The organism is Pseudomonas sp. AM8 (assembly GCF_036346475.1).
GTDB lineage: Bacteria > Pseudomonadota > Gammaproteobacteria > Pseudomonadales > Pseudomonadaceae > Aquipseudomonas > Aquipseudomonas marginalis.
This window is the reverse complement of record NZ_JAOTNX010000008.1, coordinates 337,264-353,251: the sequence shown is the minus strand read 5'-3', so window position 1 is coordinate 353,251 and position 15,988 is coordinate 337,264. Positions and strand designations below refer to the sequence as shown.

Here is a 15,988-nt window from a genome sequence, read left to right as displayed (position 1 = left end):
GCCCAGCGGGTCCTGCTCAACCGTCAGCCGGCCCTTGTCATCGTAGGATTTGAAGTGCTGCGCACCGTCCGGATCAATCCGCTGCACCAGCCGCGCCCGGTCGTCATGGACGTACACTTCCTGACTGCCATCGGCGTTATGCAGCGTGACACGGCCGTCGTCCCCCCAGGCATACCGCGTATCCATCTGGGAAAAACTGGCCCAATGCCGAACACATCGCGCCGTTTTGCCGGACCGTTCCCACGCCCAAAAGAAACTCGCCCCACCGGCCAGTCCACGTTCAAGAATCACGTGCTGATCGTCGTAGCGGTAAACCTCGCTTTCACCTAGCGCATTGGTCGCCGAGACCAGTCGGCCAGCGTCGTCGTAGGCGTAGGAAACGACGTTCTGCTCAGTAATCCAGACATACGGGCCACGGCCTTCGGCGCGCTGCACCTGGTAGTCCACCGCCACGATGCGGTCCGATTCATAGCGCAGGAACAGCGCACACCCCGCACCGTTATCCAGCCGCTCGATGCGCCCCAGAAAATCCCGACTAATCCGCAACCGGTTGTCATACACATCACTGATCGAGACCAACACACCGTCACGAAAGTGATAAAACCGCGACGCCTGGGACAGCACCAGTTCGTCCGGCGATGCGCCCAAATAGATTGCGGCTTCGGCCAGGCTATTGGTGATGGCGGGTCGAGCAACGGTCGGCATCGGAAATGAAGTAGTGCGATTCTCATGGTCCGTCCACACCACCGAATCGCCCGACACCGCAAGCCGATGCGCCAGCGAATGACTCCAGCCAAACCCCAACCCGACATCCACTTCCACCGCACTGGTGCGGTACAACCGTGTCCACTCGAACGGCAAGATTCCATCCAACGTGCCGTCGGTGAGGGTGAGCAATTCCTCCCCGGTAACCATCGACACGGGGCAGCCGTTGGTGACGGTCTTATCCGAAGGGGCCGCCGCATCCCCGTTCGGGTTCTTCCCTGAAACTGGAACATCATCGACAGGCTCCTGGCGGACCAACACCGTCTGCTGAGTCTTCCTGCGAACCGCCGGCACCGGGTTCGAAACCACATGCTCCCCAGCCTTTAATGGCGCAACCGGTACGGTCTTGATCGCTGTCGCCGGGCCACCGAGCAGCAAAGGTTTAGCCGCCTCGGCATGCGCGTCCAACGTCGGCCCCACCAACTGATCAGCCAGCCTCTCCAGCCACTGGCGCGCTCGTCCGGATTTGATATGTCCCAGCACCTGAGCGCCCAGGCGAATCTGCACGCCCATGCCACGGGTCGCCCAGATCAGAAACAGATTGATCAGCACCTCACCGGTGATCTCGCCCAGCACTTCATACAGCTCGGGCGGCGGTAGCAGGCGTAGCCAACTGACCATGGCCGACAGGTAGATAAACAGCAGCGGCTCATCGCTGAGCACCAACAGCCCCTTTGCGATGGCGTCGTTGCCCAGCCTCAGCAGTTCATCAAGTTCGGCCTGGGTGATGTACTGCAGCAATTTCTCGCTGTTGGCCTTGAGGTCCGCCAGCAAGTCATACAGCTGCGTAACGTTGTCCCACAGGTTGTAGAACGCCTTGGCAATTCCGGTGGAAAAGGCCAAGCCCTGCATCGCGCTACGTTCGAGCGGCGTGGCGTTGGCGAAGTCGTCCCATTGGGGCTGGAAGGTCTTGGTCCATTCGTCACGCAGGTGACCCTCCAACCCCACGATCACCGACTGATAAGAGCCATACAGCGCCTTGGCGTGATCCCTGGAAATATTGGGGTAGAAACTGATTCGGTACGGCAGGTTGCGATCACACTCGGTGATTTCGAGGATGCCGCTGGGACCGATGGTCCGATGGAGTGGTGCGCCGAGCGGGCTGCCGTCCTGGGCAATGGCTTGCAGCATCACCGGCGTATTGCCGATCGGTACAAACCGAGTGCTTTCGAACATATGCACCAGGGTCAGCGATCCCTGGGCATCGCACCTGGCGACGGTGTTACTGGGGGTTTTGGAGGAAGCCGGCGCCACCAGCGCCACCTCTTCCCCAACTTTGAACACCTGATCCACTTCCAGTGCCGAAGCGCTCAAGAACCCCTCGGCCCACTCATCAAAGGTATTCAGGCAACCGCGAAAGTCACGAAAGACGCGCTCAACGTCCGGCGCCTTGGCATCCATGGGGGCCAGGACAAAGCTGGCAATGACGGGAATCAAGAGGCAGCCCCGACAACCAGGGCATTAACGGGTAGGTGCATCGGCGGTCCCTCGCACTGAATGATCAGGCGAGAGACTTTGGAGAGGTTCGTCAGGTAAAGAAGTCGGCGCTATTCGCCAGGACGGCTAGGAGGGTTCGCCAAGACTTCGGGTAAACGCAGAGTCGATCGTAGGAGTCGGATTACAGGTGGAGAAGCCCTACAGCTTCAGTTGCCCAATCGCCTTGCTCAACTCACCAGCCAACGTTGCCAGCTCATTGCTGGTGGTCGCCGAATCCACAGTCTGTTGCACGGTGTTCTCGGTCACATCACGAATGCTCACCACTGCGCGGTTCATCTCTTCGGCCACGTGGCTTTGCTGTTCGGCGGCGACGGCGATCTGGGTGTTGCTTTCACGCATTTGCGCCACGGCGGTGGTGATTTCGGCGAGCGCTGTGCCGGCTTCCAGGGCTTGTTGTACGCAGTCGTCGGCCTTGAACGAGCTTTCCTGCATGAAGTCCACCGCGTCGCGGGTGCCGGCCTGCAGCGCCGAGACCATGCGGGTGATTTCGTCGGTGGAGCTTTGCACGCGCTTGGCCAGGTTGCGCACTTCGTCGGCGACCACGGCAAACCCACGGCCCATTTCCCCGGCGCGAGCCGCTTCGATGGCGGCGTTGAGGGCGAGCAGGTTGGTCTGTTCGGCGATGCTGTGGATCACACTGACCACGCTGTTGATTTTCTGGCTGTCCTCGGCCAGTTTCTGGATCATTTCGGCGGTCTGTTGCACGCCGGAAGACAGGCCGGCGATTGAATGCTGTACGCGGGTGACCACGTCCTGACCGCTGCCAGCGAGGGTATCGGCGGCCTGGGACAAGTCGCGGGTGGCGCCGGCATGTTGGGCGATGTGGTAGACGGTGGCGGTCATTTCGTTGATGGCGGTGGCGGCCTGGTCGGTCTCGCTTTGCTGGCCAAGCATGCCGTGTTGTACCTCGTTCATGCTGCTGGCCAATCGAGCGGCACCCTCGTCCAGAAGCTTGGCGGTGCGCGCCACGGTGCTGACCACGCGCTGATAACCGGCTTGCATGGCATTGAAGGCGCTGGCCATCTGGCCGACTTCATCCTTGCAGGCCAACGGTACGCGGGCGGACAGGTCGCCGGTTTTCTCCACGTGCAGCATCACGTCCTTGAGGGTGTTGAGTTGGCTGAGCAGGAAGCGGATCAGCAATTGGGAGGCGCAGAGCATCGCCAGCATCAGGATCAGCACCGCCACGGCATAGTTGGCGAAGCGTTCACTGAATACCTGGCTCAGGCTGGGGGCGTGGGCGAGCACGGCGATGTATTGCCCATCAGGGCGGGCGATCACTTCGGCGCCCATCAGCGTGTTTTCGCCGAACAGCGGCATGGGGTTGAGTTCGACCCAACCCGTGTTGCTGCTCAGGGCTGACAGATTCTGATCGGCCAGCTGTGGGACTTGGCCGCGGGCAAACGTCAGCCAGTGCTCGCTCTTGGGCAGGGCCTTGTCGGCCGGCCAGGCTCCGAGCAATTGCGCCTGGGCCTGTGCCGAGGCCTGGGACGCATGGCTGCGCGATTGCTGTTCGAGATGCACGGCGTACAGCACCAGGAGCAGGGTCGTGATAAAGGCGACCGCGTTGACGGCCCAGAATTTGTATTTCAGCGAGATATTGCTAAGCCAGGCACCCATGGAAGGTTTTCTCTGATAGCGGAAACAGCATTGGCAAGGTGCCATTATTGTGCCGCTACTCAGCAAAGCGGTTTTGACATGGGTCAATGCACCGCATCAATCCACGGCAGGCAGCCCAAAAAACGCGCGGGCACAGGCGGTGCTGTGCTGAGCCAGGTCCTCGGCCGTTTCGTTGCGGTGCAGGGCGACTTCGCGCAGCACCTCCGGCAGGTAGGCGGGTTCGTTACGGCCGTTTTTCGGCTTTGGACGCAGGGTGCGCGGCAGCAGGTAGGGCGCATCGCTCTCCAGCATCAGACGACCACGGGGAATTTCCCTGACCAACGGATGCAGGTGCGTCCCACGGCGTTCATCACAGATCCAGCCGGTAATGCCAATGTGCAAATCGAGATCGAGGTAGCTGAACAGCGCCGGTTGTTCGCCGGTGAAGCAATGCACCACGGCGGCGCTCAGGTGGTCGCGGTAGTCCTTGAGGATCTCCAGCAGACGCTGGTTGGCGTCGCGCTCATGGAGAAACACCGGCAGTTTGAGCTCAACCGCCAGAGCCAAGTGCTCTTCGAGGACTTTTTCCTGTTGCGGGCGCGGAGAGAAATCCCGATTGAAATCCAGCCCGCATTCGCCCACCGCACGTACGCGGCTTTCGCTGAGTAAACCGCGCAGGCGCCTGGCGCTATCGCCGTTCCAATCGCTGGCGGAGTGGGGGTGGATGCCGGCCGTGCTGAACAGGCGTTGGCCGCTGTCATCGAGGTTGACGCACAGTTCCAAGGCCTGTTCGCTGCCGTCGACGCTGGTGCCGGTGAGCACCAATTGTTGCACTCCGGCGGCATAGGCGCGGTCGAGAACGGCCTGGTGCTTCTCGTCGAAACTGGGGTTGGTCAGGTTGACGCCGATATCAATGAGTTGCATGGTGCTATCTCCGCCTGCGGCCGGAAAGCATATCAGAGCTGTAGATTTATAAGAAAAACGAAGAACTACAACGAGTTATAGCTGTCTTTGAACGTCGCAAGTGACATCGTGGTTGGCTGCACGCCTTGCACTGTGCCACCGTTGCGCGTCTTGCCAGCGCTTAAAGCGCTCTGTATCTGACCCCCAACGCCTCGTTTTTCGCGAGGGTGTTGGCCAGTATTCTTTCCGGAGAGCGGATGATCCGACCCTCGGTGTTGCTTATGTTGTGCCTGACGCTGCTGCTGCCCGCGGCGGCGCTCGCGCGTCTGGACGGGCCGCTGGAAGTGACCAGGCCCGGCAAGGTGCGCGACTTGGCGGAGATTCGCTCGAGTCGCACCCTGCGTGTATTGGTCAACCAGAGCCGTAACAGTTCCGGCGAGGTCCAGGGCCAGGCCATCGGTGTCGAATACCATCGTCTGCGTGCGTTCGAGCAATACCTCAATGGCCACGCCCGTGATGGCCAGGAAATCAACCTCAAGATCATTCCCAAGGCCAAGGACCAACTGCTCGGCGCACTCGCCCGTGGCGAAGGTGACCTGGTGGCCCCCGGTGAATTGCTGGATGTGAAGGCCGCACACAAGATCAGCACCAGCGATCCGATCGCCAGCGGTGTGCCGTTATGGCTGGTGGGGGTGAAGGGTGAGCGGCGGTTTACCAAGCTGGAGCAACTGTCCGGGCGCACCCTGGCGCTGACCACCGGCAGCGCGGCGGCGGATGCCATCAGCCAGGTCAACCAGAAACTGGCCTTGCACAAACAGCCGCCGGTCAAGGTGGAATGGGTGGACCCGACCCTGGCGGTGGAGGATGTGCTGGAGATGGTCCAGGCGGGTATTTTTCACCTGACTATTGTCGAGAAGCCGATTGCTGAGCGCTGGTCGAAGATCCTGCCCAAGTTGCGCTTCGACAAGCAGGTGGCAATCAGCGAACCGGGCGACGAGTACTGGTTTGTGCGCCAGGACGCCTCGATGCTGCGGGCCAGTATTGATCGATTTCTCAAGACCTATCGCACGCCGTCCGACCAGGATGTGGCATTCCAACGCATCTATCGGCGCCTCTACCAGGTGCGCAACCCACTGGCCCATGTCGACCGCCAGCGCCTCGAAAAGCTGCGCCCGGTATTGCAAAAGCACGCCCGTGAGCAAGGCATGGACTGGCTGAACCTCGCGGCGCTGGCGTTCAAGGAGTCGGCTTTTGACCCGGGTGCGCGCAACAGCGGCGGCCCTACCGGCCTGATGCAGATCACCCCTTCGGCAGCGCAGCGGGTGGGCGTCAACAACATCGAAAGTCTCGACAGCAATGTGCAGGCCGGCGCGCGTTACCTGGCGTTGATCCGTCGTAAATTCTTCGCCAGCCCCAAGCTCAACGAGCGCGAGCGCATGGCCTTCGTATTGGCTGCATACAACATGGGGCCGGAGCGGGTGCAGGGCATGCGCACCGAGGCCAGGCGCCGGGGACTGAACCCCAATCAATGGTTCTTCCAGGTGGAGCGCATCGCCATGGAGCAGGTGGGGATGGGGGGCGTCAGCTATGTTAATAGCGTCAACAAGTACTACTTGGCGTTTGATCGGGAGCGAGAGTCCCTGGAACCGCCGGCGCCGAAAATCGCCTCGAAATAATCTATTTTTTCGATGTTAATCAGGCATTTTTTCGGCTTTTATCATTACTTAAACTGATTAATATAGCGGCCAACCAACCCCTACTTCGAAAAGGATCCACCCCCATGAGCCCAATGATCAAAAGCGTACTGTCCACTCGTGCCGGCTACGGCCTGACCATCCTGCGCATCGTCGTCGGCATCATCTTTGCCGCCCATGGTTCGCAAAAACTCTTCGGTTGGTTTGGCGGCTATGGCCTGGCGGGCACCGCCCAGTGGATGGAAAGCATTGGCCTGGCGCCGGGTACCCTGATGGCGCTGCTGTCGGGCGGAACCGAGTTCTTTGCCGGCCTGGCACTGATCATCGGTTTGCTGGTACGCCCGGCGGCATTGGGCCTGACCATTCTGTCGCTGGTGGCGATCTTCTCGGTGCATATCCATAACGGCTTGTTCATGGCCAACAACGGTTATGAGTTCGCACTGGCCCTGCTGGGCGGCTCCCTGGCGGTGCTGCTGGAAGGTGCTGGCAAACTGTCTGCCGACCGCGCCATCGCCAACTGACACCGGCACAAAACTCTGAAAAGGCCCACCACTGTGTGGGCCTTTTCGTTGCTCGGGATTCTTGACACCGCCCCACCGGCTTCTCTAGGATGCTGCCCATGCGCCGATTTAAACAGCTAATTGCGGGGCGCCACTGGGTCTCATCAATAGGGCCCGACAGAAGCCTGTTCTCCCCTGGGGAGGCAACTTCGAAATACCGCTAAAGCGCTGGTTCGGTGTTGCCTCTCACCTGCCCGCAGACTTTTGAGGCAGAGACACGACACGATGAATGCACTACGCCCCCTGATACGCCTGGCCCCGATCACCGCGGACCTCACCCAACGCAATCCAAAAATCCTCCTGGGCGGCAAGCATCAGCCTACGCTCTTACGTTATCTGGACGGGTGGCCACGTCGCAGCGGGCGGCCATCGGCATTCTTGATTCAGTTTGTGGAAGATGGCGATTCTCTTGCCCGGTTTGCGAATAACAGCTTCGATCTTGCGGTTATCCAGGCCCCCAGCGCGAGCGACGCGCAGGAAGTCATCCGACAATTGACCCGCATTGCCCGGCAGGGGCTGATTGCCAGGCGTTGAACTCAGTAGAGCGCGACGCCCGCCTGTAGTCGACGCCGTCGATTGCACAGAAAAACCACCCAGGCAACCAGGCATAGCATCAGGGGTATCGCCAGTGCCACGAGCATTTTTATGGCGAACTCCAGGCGATGTACCTGCGCGTATGCCTCGGCTTTCAAGGCATGTAATTCCATTGGCAAGCGCAGTCGCTCCTTGTTGAGTGCAACCAATTGGGTGGTGGTGTCCACGGTCTGGGAGCCGAGCTGCACCTCCGTTGGGCGCAGCATTTGCCATTCATGTTCTGTCCGTAGCAGGCGTTGTTCCAATTCAGTCGCCTTCTGCGTGTAGGCGTGTACGGCGCTGTCGCGCATCCGTTCCAGCCTGTTTGGCGATCTTTGCGCCGACGCGTGCGGGCGAATATTGGTCAGTACATCACCGGCGGACAAGTTATCCAGCGTATTCAAGATAAACAATGTGTTGCTGTCGGGCGCTGGGCTATTGACTTGATCCGTGAGCAAATCAGTGTCGGCGACTACCACCACATGGATCTGCGCCGCTTTTTGCACAGCTGCCGGCTGTCCTTCCACGCCATCGAGGAATGCTGAATAGGCAGGCCCCTCTATACGGGCTGCAATCACATGGCGGTGTGTTTGGCTGGAGGCCTCATTGGCCGTTGAATCAAGCTCGGTTGCTGAGGCAAGCCGGTCGGTTTCCTGCAACTCGGATTGCAGGGAGCTTTGCAGGAGAGGGGTCAGGGTCGTGCGGCCTTTCTGGCGGCGAAACAGCACGCCGCTGCTTGATACCGTCACGTTATTCAATTTCCAGGTGCTCGGATCGCCTGTGTTCATTGCCTGCCGGGGCAGGATCAACCTGCCCGGATGCTGCACTGTGAACTTCCCTTTCACTGGTGTGTGCGACGCCGCGTAGCGGTGATCGAGCAGAAACTTGTTCGCCGGCATCTGTATTCCCCAAGCGGCAAGCAAATCAGTCAGTCGGGTATTGGCGGATGGGGTGTTCGAGCTTTGCTCGCTAAACGGGTCGATAAATGCCATCAATTTACCGCCCTTCAATACAAATTGTTCAACCGCATATAACGATTGCTCAGGCAGCGCCTGTGGATGCACGACCATGAGCGTCTTGACCTGTTCCGGCACGCGCTCGGTGGTTGCTCCCAGATTGACCAGATTGAAATGTCGCTGCAGTGCCTTCAACAATCGGTCCGCGGATTCTCCCATCGCCAGCCCTGACAGCAGTCCGATAGCGGGGCGCTCCGGATGCTGCAACTTGTAGATCAAATGACTGATTTCATATTCGAGCAATGGCTCACGATCCAGGCTGAATGATTCGATGCGTTGCGCTCCATAGCCGGCTCGGGTGCCGATCAGGCCCATGAATCCCGCATTGTCGTCGAGGCCAAACAATCTGGCTTTGTAGGCGTCCTCTGAAAAAGGTATGGGATCAATAAGGTGCAGGTTGATCATGCCTTTTGCTGCTTTTTCGTACTCCATCAACCGGTCTTCGATGCGCTTGCCATAGCGTTTCAAGGTGTAGCTTCGTCCAGGGCTGTCATGGGCATTGAAATAATACAAATCCACAGGGTTTTCCAATGACGCGAGTAACTGTCGTACTTGAGGCGATAGGGTATGCGTTTTTCCTTGTGAGAAGTCCCATCGGATATTTGGAATTTTTCCTACCCAAACTAAGTTAAACGCCAGGAATAGTAACAGGATAACAGTGAGTGTCATGCCGGTGCGCAGAGTAGGTCGCATGGAGGGCTTTCCTTCTCAGCTGTGTCTATAGTTGAGAGTGACGGTCGTCGCTGCGAGAAAGGCCAAGATCATGCTGATGAAGTAAAGCATGTCACGAAGCGTGAACTTTCCATTGTCGATAGCGCTGTACCTCGAAAAAGGGCTGAGGGAGACCAGACTGTCCACCGCCCAGGTGGGGGCTTGATGTTCAAGTGCATCGAGTAAATAAGAGAGTGCGCTGACGATAAGCATAAAGCCCACAGTCAGTATGAAAAGGGCAGTGCGTTGCCGCACCAGTGTGAAAATAAAACAGCCGACGGCTAGATAACTGCCCGCCAGCAGCCAGCTCGATATAAATTGCGAGGCAATAACGCTGTTGTCCGCCACTCCCAGGTAGTTGGCAATGATCACGAGAGGGAAGGTCAATATCAGGGCTGTGGCCGCCACGACCCAGGCTGCTAGAAATTTGCCGATAACCCATTCAAACGTGGTGATGGGTAATGTTTTCATCAGGTCGAGAAAACCGGCATTGGACTCGTCCGACCAGAGTTGTGCCGCCAGTACTGGAATCAGCAATAAATAGAGCCAGGGGTGTAGCTGGAAGAAAACCTGCAAGTGACTGCTGTCCTGTTCTGGCCAGGCGCTCATGTGCAACCCCAATGCCACGGACAGTACTGAAAAAATGGCAATGCTCAGATAGGTGCCGGGTGTACCGGCATAGTGGACGAGTTGACGCTTGAATATGACGGGCAGCAGTTTCAAAGGGGGGTCTCTCGGCTCAGATAATGAACTACGTCGCTGAGGCGACCAGGCTCCAGGCTCAGTGAGTTGATTTTCCAGCGACGATTGGCAATGAGCGTATTGATATGGGGGTAGATGGTGTGCCCCGGCATGGCCAGGACGGTCACCGTGCCGGGTGCATGCCGATGTTCTTCGATGCCTGCCACCCCCGGCAGTACGGCGAGAGCCAGCAGGTCCAAGGGGGCATCTGCGGCGAGGGTGACCGCCTGGAAATGGCGAGAGTCGCGTTGCAGATCTGGCATGGGGGTATCGGCCACCAGGCGATCACCTGCGATAACCAGGGCGCGCGTACAGAGTTCGGATAATTCATCGCAGTGTCGGGAAGCGACGATCACGGTCATTTCTTGCGTCAATGACTGGATGAGGCTCCTGAATTTGTATTTCTGATCAGGTGCCAGCCCCTCGGTCGGTTCATCCAGTAATAGCAAGGCAGGGGTGTGCAGGATGGCCTGGGCAATGGTGACTTTGCGCTTCAAACCGATGGAGAGAGCCTCGAGGGGAGCGTTGAGCACCGGCAACAACTCCAGTTGCGTAGCGGCATAGTCCACCTGTGCGCGTTTTTCGGTGCCGCGCAGTCCGCGAATGGCCGCGATGTAGTCAAGGAATTCTTTAACCGACATCGTAGGATGACTGACGCATCTGTGAAGTTGGTAGCCGATAAGTTTTTTTGCTCTTAATGGATGGGCTTTAGTATTGAAGCCTTGGATGTTTATATGCCCGCTGGAAGGCGTGGTCGAGCCCGATATTACGTCGAGAAGGGCCGTTTTAACTGTAGGATTTTCTCCGAATAGTCCCAGGCATTCCTGTTTGTTTGCGCTGAATGAAAAATCGCTGATTATTTTCTTATTGTTTAAATGTTTTGTCAGGTTGATGATTTCGATCATTTAGCGTGGTGTGGTCGTGGAGGGAGAGTTTGAAAAGGGTACGAGCAATATCTGTTTTTGGGAACGCCGCTCAGCATTAATAGGAAAAGTCCTACGTGCGCGCTAGGCACGTCGCTGAAACAATTGTTTTGTGTTTTTAACCTTTAATTATTGAGTGATGGTCTGAAGGTTATAGAGACTTTTCGAATTTTGTAATGAGGCCCGATCACCATGATGCTTCTACGTACCCTTGTTCTTGAACGCGATGGTCAAGATGCTCCGGTTAACGGTGCATTGCTCTGTGGGTTTGCTGTAGGCCAGATTGCCTCCAACTTTCTTGTTTATAGCTTGGATGAAGAGGTTGAGCCGGCGAGTTCCAGGGTGTATGTCGCAGCCTTGCGCAAAAAACTTGATCGGTATTTTCTGGGGGGAGTGGAGTCCAAGGAGGACCTGCATGTGGCAATGCATGTTTTCAAGCAAATTCTCACCTCGGCGGCGGCAGGCACTAAAGCGGGTGTTACCGAAACTCAGGTGCCTTATCATTTTATCGATTTAAAAGGCTGCAAGCTGCCGCCTGCGAGGCCCGAAGAGCATCATTCGGTGATCATCAAGAAAGCCCTGGTGATGAAAGTGATCTCCCTGGGAATGTCTGCGCCGGTGCTGCCGGCAATCGAAAGTGCTTCATTAATTGTGCCTTCCATTCGTTTCTCATCGAAAATGAGTTCATCTGTCAGGGGGGCGAATCCACCCGAGCCTACTCCGCTTCCCGTACCTGAACCTGTCGTAGAAGAGCCCCGGCAGATGTTGGTCGACGCGCCTGTGGCCATTGTCCAGGATGTACCTGTTGTCCTGAATGAGCCAAGCGCCCCGGCGCAGCCGAAGCTTTCGGCGCCCGCGGACGACGACCACTTGTTTGAAGTAGGCAGTACGCTGACCAACCTGGCTCGTGTTGCTCAGGAGCTGGCCCAACAGAAACTCGCTGCGTCGGAGAGGGAAACCGCGCTTGATCAATGGCAGGCCCGCTTGCAGCAGGAGCAAACCCAGTTGGATGAAAGGGTCCGGGATCTGGAGCAGCGCACCGCTCAACTGCATGACCAGTCCCTGGCAGTCAGTCAGCGGACCGAAGCCCTGAAGGTGATGACCTCGCAAGTCTCGAGTTTACGCCAGAGCTTGCGGGGCGTGCTGCTTGAACTGGATCAGACGTTGGATAGCTAGACAGGCCTGGCTACTTTCCTGGGTTCATTTATCATCAGCGCCAGCGAACCGACGCCTGGATGTGATTTCCTGCCTTATCGGTACCTATGGACATTGCCTGGGGATGCATGCGTTTGAGTACCAAGCTGATAACCAAAGAAGGTCATGAAGCGCTGAAGAAAGAGTTGGATTACCTGTGGCGCGAAAAGCGCCCGGATACCACGCGCAAGGTGACATGGGCTGCTTCCCTGGGGGATCGCAGCGAGAACGCCGACTACCAGTACAACAAGAAGCTGCTGCGCGAAATCGACCGGCGGGTGCGTTACTTGCGCAAGCGCCTGGAAGACATGCGTGTGGTGGAGTACATGCCCGAGCAGGAAGGGAAGGTGTTTTTCGGCGCCTGGGTCGAGATTGAAAACGAACAGGGCGAGACCAAGCGTTTTCGTATCGTCGGCTATGACGAGATTTATGATCGGATGGACTATATTTCCATCGATTCACCAATGGCCCGTGCGCTGCTGCGCAAGGAAGTCGACGATGAGGCCATTGTGCAGACCCCGGGAGGTGAGGTGTGCTGGTGGATCACCGCTATCGAGTACGTGAAGTAAGCGACATTGACCCGCCCCCCGTGAGGCAGGCGGGTCATGGACCGCTCAGCCCTCGCGCAAAACCGTCAGCGGGCTGGCATTCAGCGCACGGCGCGTGCCGAACACCCCGGCACCGCCGATCAATGCGGCGCCGATCACAGGCAGCAGCAACAGCCAGGGGTGCGGTTGCCAGGCCAGGTCGAAGGCATAGCGGTACAGCACCCACGTCACCAACTCGGTACCCAGTGCCGCCAGCAAGCCGCTGACTGCGCCCAGCAAGCCAAACTCGATGCGCCGCGCCTTGACCAGCAGCTTGCGCTCCGCGCCCAGTGCCCGGAGCAGTGCACCTTGGCGAATACGCTCATCCAAGGTGGCTTGCAGGCCGGAGAACAGCACCGCCATCCCAGCGGCCAGCACAAACAACAACACGTACTCCACCGCCAGTGTCACTTGGGCGAGGATGCTGCGCAGTTGCTCCAGCAGCGCCTCGACCTGCAGGATGGTCACCGCCGGGAAGGCGCGGGACAGATCAACGATCTGCTGATCATGCCCTGGCGCGAGGTAGAAGCTGGTCAGGTAGGTGGCCGGCAGGTCCGTCAAGGTTCCCGGTTGGAAAATCATGAAGAAGTTCGGCTGGAAGTTATCCCAGTTGATGGTTCGCAGGCTGGCAACCCGCGCCTCACGGTTTTCCCCGGCGATGGTGAACACCAGGTGATCGTTCAACTTGAGCTTGAGGCTCTGCGCGACCTTGGCTTCTACCGAGACTCCGGGCATTCCATCGGGGGGGTGTTGCGACCACCATGAGCCTTCGGTCAGGGTATTGCCCGGCGGCAGGTCGGCGGCCCAGGTCAGGCTCAAGTCGCGTTGTACGGCGCGGTCACCGCTGGAGTCCTTGCTGACTATTTCCTGTACCGGCTCGCCATTGATACTGATCAACCGACCTGGCACGACCGGGTACAGCGGCGCGGATTGCGCCTGCACTTCCAGCAGGCGAGCACCAAAGGCGTCCTTATCGGCCGGCAGGATATTCAGGGCGAAATAGTTGGGGGCGTCCTTGGGCAGCTGGTTTTGCCAGGTGTCCAGCAATTCGCCACGCAGCAGGGCGATCAAGCCCATGGACAACAGGATCAGGCCGAACGCCAGGGACTGGCCCGCCGCCGCCAGCGGGTGGCGCAGCAATTGGCCCAGGCCCAGGCGCCACGGCAGGGACGCCCGGGCCAACAGACGTCGCAGGCTTTGCAACAGCAGCAGAAGCAAGCCCCCCAGAACCAGCGCGGCGACCACGCCGCCGCCCAGCAGGGCGAAGGTCAGCACCAGGTCGAGGCTCAGGCGCCACATGATCAGGCCCAGGGCGAACAACGCGGCGCCGTAGACCATCCAGGTGCTGGACGGGATAGGCAGCAGGTCGCGCCTCAGCACTCGCAGCGGCGGTACGCGACCGAGGGCGGCCAACGGTGGCAGCGCGAATCCCGCGAGAGCAACCAGCCCGGTGCCGATCCCGGCAATGGCCGGCAACAGTCCACCAGGCGGAACATCCGCCGGCAACAGGTCGTGCAGGAAATAGAACAGGCCAAACTGTGCCAGCCAACCGAGCAGGGCGCCGGCCAGGCTCGCCAGCAACCCCAGTACGCTCAATTGCAGGCTGAACAGCAACATGGCCTCGAGTCGCGATAACCCAAGGCAACGTAGCAACGCACTGGCGTCGAAACGGCGGGTGGCAAAGCGGTTGGCCGACAGGGCCACGGCGACGCCGGCCAACAGCACGGCCACCAGGCTGGCCATGTTCAGGTAGCGCTCGGCTTTGCCCAGGGCGCCGCCGATCTGCTGGTTGCCGTCCCGTGAATCCTGAAGACGCTGGTTGGCAGCGAGCCCCGGCTTGATCAGGTCACGATAGGTTTGCAGCGCGGTGCTGGCCTGCGGGCCACGCCACAACTCGCGGTAGCTGACGCGACTGCCTGGCTGGACTACGCCGGTGGCGTCCAGGTCCGCCAGGTTGATCATCACCCTGGGCGTCAGGCTATAGAAGTTGCCGGCGCGATCCGGCTCGTAGGTCAGTACGCGTGCCAGGCGCAAGGTCTTCATACCCACATCGATAGTGTCGCCGACGTTCAGGTCCAGTGCCGTCAGCAGCCGCGACTCGACCCAGGCTTCACCGGGTTTCGGCCCGCCGCCCGGGGTTTCGTCCCCAAAGGGGGCTGCTGCGCTCTTGAGTTGACCGCGTAGCGGATACTGCTCGTTGACCGCCTTGATGCTGGAGAGCTGGATACCATTATCGGTGGCAATGACGCTGGAAAACTCAACCACACGGGCGTGATCCAGGCCCAGTTCGGTCCCGGATCTGATTTGTTCGGGGCGTGCTGGTGAGCTGCCTTCGAGTACCAGGTCGGCGCCGAGGAACTCCGTGGCGCGCAACAGCATGGCGCCGTTGAGGCGGGCGCCGAAATAACCGATGGCGGTGCTGGCGGCCACGGCCACCAACAGGGCGAAGAACAACACACGCAATTCGCCGGCGCGGGCATCACGCAGTAATTGGCGCAGGGCAAGGCTGAACAGGCGCAACAGCGGCAAACGTGCCATCAAGGCTCCAGGGGGGCGACCATCAGGCCGGCTTCAAGGCGGATCAGGCGTCGGCAACGATGAGCCAGGCGCTCGTCATGGGTAACCAGCACCAGGGTCGTGCCGCTTTCTTTATTGAGCTCGAACAGCAGGTCGCTGATGCGCTCGCCGGTGTGGCTGTCGAGGTTGCCGGTGGGCTCATCGGCAAACAGCACGTCCGGTTCGGCGGCAAAGGCGCGGGCAATCGCTACCCGTTGCTGTTCGCCCCCGGAAAGCTGGCGTGGGGAGTGGGTCAGGCGCTGGCCGAGGCCCACGCGCTCCAGCAGGTGTCTGGCGCGTTCGCGGGCGTCCTTGCGGCCATCCAGCTCCAGCGGCAGCATGACGTTCTCCAGCGCATTGAGGCTGTCGAGCAGTTGGAACGACTGGAACACAAAGCCCACGTGTTCGGCACGGATGCGCGCGCGCTGGTCTTCGTCGAGGGTGCTGAGCGCCTGGCCGGCGAGGGTGACTTCACCGCTGCTGGGCAGGTCGAGGCCGGCGAGCAGACCGAGGAGGGTGGATTTACCGGAACCGGAGCTGCCGACGATAGCCAGGCTATCGCCCTTGTTCAGTTCCAGGCTCAGTTCGTGCAGGATAGTCAGTTCACCTTCCGCGCTGGGAACCACTTTGCTGAGGTTCCGCGCGGTGAGAATGCTTGCGCCCATGGAG

Annotated in this window: 13 protein-coding genes; 5 read left to right on the top strand and 8 right to left on the bottom strand. The window is 59.4% G+C overall.

All coding sequences use genetic code 11. From position 1 onward, the window contains the following. The 3 genes from V3W40_RS20750 to V3W40_RS20740 form a co-directional block, all read right to left on the bottom strand. A partial coding sequence (locus V3W40_RS20750) for a DUF6531 domain-containing protein (RefSeq protein WP_330215568.1) occupies nt 1-2,202 on the bottom strand: 2,202 nt, incomplete at its 3' end. Between the two features lie 198 nt (nt 2,203-2,400). Beyond that, a complete protein-coding gene (locus tag V3W40_RS20745) occupies nt 2,401-3,882 on the bottom strand; it encodes a methyl-accepting chemotaxis protein (protein ID WP_315871330.1) in 1,482 nt (493 codons plus the stop codon). Nucleotides 3,883-3,978: 96 nt separating this feature from the next. After that, nucleotides 3,979-4,785 (bottom strand): TatD family hydrolase, encoded by an 807-nt coding sequence (locus V3W40_RS20740; protein WP_065947238.1) that lies wholly within the window; start codon nt 4,783-4,785, stop codon nt 3,979-3,981. A gap of 236 nt (nt 4,786-5,021) precedes the next feature. Between V3W40_RS20740 and V3W40_RS20735 the strand changes: the two genes are divergently transcribed. The 3 genes from V3W40_RS20735 to V3W40_RS20725 all read left to right on the top strand — a co-directional run bounded on the left by V3W40_RS20735 (nt 5,022) and on the right by V3W40_RS20725 (nt 7,552). After that, on the top strand, nt 5,022-6,440 hold the full coding sequence (locus tag V3W40_RS20735; RefSeq protein ID WP_330215567.1) for a transglycosylase SLT domain-containing protein: 1,419 nt from the start codon (nt 5,022-5,024) through the stop codon (nt 6,438-6,440). A gap of 104 nt (nt 6,441-6,544) precedes the next feature. After that, nucleotides 6,545-6,979: a DoxX family protein gene (locus tag V3W40_RS20730; RefSeq protein ID WP_027606966.1), complete on the top strand. Its 435-nt coding sequence runs from the start codon at nt 6,545-6,547 to the stop codon at nt 6,977-6,979. Between the two features lie 264 nt (nt 6,980-7,243). After that, on the top strand, nt 7,244-7,552 hold the full coding sequence (locus V3W40_RS20725; RefSeq protein ID WP_065924423.1) for a hypothetical protein: 309 nt from the start codon (nt 7,244-7,246) through the stop codon (nt 7,550-7,552). Nucleotides 7,553-7,554: 2 nt separating this feature from the next. Here V3W40_RS20725 and V3W40_RS20720 read toward each other — a convergent pair whose 3' ends face one another. The 3 genes from V3W40_RS20720 to V3W40_RS20710 are packed head-to-tail and all read right to left on the bottom strand — an operon-like array spanning nt 7,555 to nt 10,964. Continuing rightward, nucleotides 7,555-9,300: a Gldg family protein gene (locus V3W40_RS20720; protein WP_330215566.1), complete on the bottom strand. Its 1,746-nt coding sequence runs from the start codon at nt 9,298-9,300 to the stop codon at nt 7,555-7,557. Nucleotides 9,301-9,315: 15 nt separating this feature from the next. After that, entirely contained in the window at nt 9,316-10,041 is a 726-nt protein-coding gene (locus tag V3W40_RS20715; protein WP_065947241.1) for an ABC transporter permease, read from the bottom strand. Next, nucleotides 10,038-10,964, bottom strand: a complete 927-nt coding sequence (locus V3W40_RS20710) for an ABC transporter ATP-binding protein (RefSeq protein ID WP_074844639.1) — start codon at nt 10,962-10,964, stop codon at nt 10,038-10,040. The genes V3W40_RS20715 and V3W40_RS20710 overlap by 4 nt, the downstream gene beginning before the upstream one ends. Nucleotides 10,965-11,174: 210 nt before the next feature. Between V3W40_RS20710 and V3W40_RS20705 the strand changes: the two genes are divergently transcribed. Both V3W40_RS20705 and greB read left to right on the top strand, forming a co-directional pair. Next, nucleotides 11,175-12,158, top strand: coding sequence for a hypothetical protein (locus V3W40_RS20705; RefSeq protein ID WP_027606971.1), 984 nt, complete (start codon nt 11,175-11,177; stop codon nt 12,156-12,158). Nucleotides 12,159-12,271: 113 nt separating this feature from the next. Further along, nucleotides 12,272-12,745, top strand: a complete 474-nt coding sequence (greB, locus tag V3W40_RS20700) for a transcription elongation factor GreB (protein ID WP_027606972.1) — start codon at nt 12,272-12,274, stop codon at nt 12,743-12,745. Nucleotides 12,746-12,790: 45 nt separating this feature from the next. Here greB and V3W40_RS20695 read toward each other — a convergent pair whose 3' ends face one another. Both V3W40_RS20695 and V3W40_RS20690 read right to left on the bottom strand, forming a co-directional pair. Beyond that, on the bottom strand, nt 12,791-15,301 hold the full coding sequence (locus V3W40_RS20695) for an ABC transporter permease (protein ID WP_330215565.1): 2,511 nt from the start codon (nt 15,299-15,301) through the stop codon (nt 12,791-12,793). After that, nucleotides 15,301-15,984, bottom strand: coding sequence for an ABC transporter ATP-binding protein (locus tag V3W40_RS20690; protein ID WP_005786391.1), 684 nt, complete (start codon nt 15,982-15,984; stop codon nt 15,301-15,303). Before V3W40_RS20690 ends, V3W40_RS20695 begins: the two co-directional genes overlap by 1 nt. Between the last annotated feature and the right edge of the window lie 4 nt (nt 15,985-15,988).

Coding starts and splice junctions, on each gene's coding strand:
- V3W40_RS20745 (WP_315871330.1), bottom strand. CDS start 3,882: ATGGGTGCCTGGCTTAGCAATATCTCGCTGAAATACAAATTCTGGGCC.
- V3W40_RS20740 (WP_065947238.1), bottom strand. CDS start 4,785: ATGCAACTCATTGATATCGGCGTCAACCTGACCAACCCCAGTTTCGAC.
- V3W40_RS20735 (WP_330215567.1), top strand. CDS start 5,022: ATGATCCGACCCTCGGTGTTGCTTATGTTGTGCCTGACGCTGCTGCTG.
- V3W40_RS20730 (WP_027606966.1), top strand. CDS start 6,545: ATGAGCCCAATGATCAAAAGCGTACTGTCCACTCGTGCCGGCTACGGC.
- V3W40_RS20725 (WP_065924423.1), top strand. CDS start 7,244: ATGAATGCACTACGCCCCCTGATACGCCTGGCCCCGATCACCGCGGAC.
- V3W40_RS20720 (WP_330215566.1), bottom strand. CDS start 9,300: ATGCGACCTACTCTGCGCACCGGCATGACACTCACTGTTATCCTGTTA.
- V3W40_RS20710 (WP_074844639.1), bottom strand. CDS start 10,964: ATGATCGAAATCATCAACCTGACAAAACATTTAAACAATAAGAAAATA.
- V3W40_RS20705 (WP_027606971.1), top strand. CDS start 11,175: ATGATGCTTCTACGTACCCTTGTTCTTGAACGCGATGGTCAAGATGCT.
- V3W40_RS20695 (WP_330215565.1), bottom strand. CDS start 15,301: ATGGCACGTTTGCCGCTGTTGCGCCTGTTCAGCCTTGCCCTGCGCCAA.
- V3W40_RS20690 (WP_005786391.1), bottom strand. CDS start 15,984: ATGGGCGCAAGCATTCTCACCGCGCGGAACCTCAGCAAAGTGGTTCCC.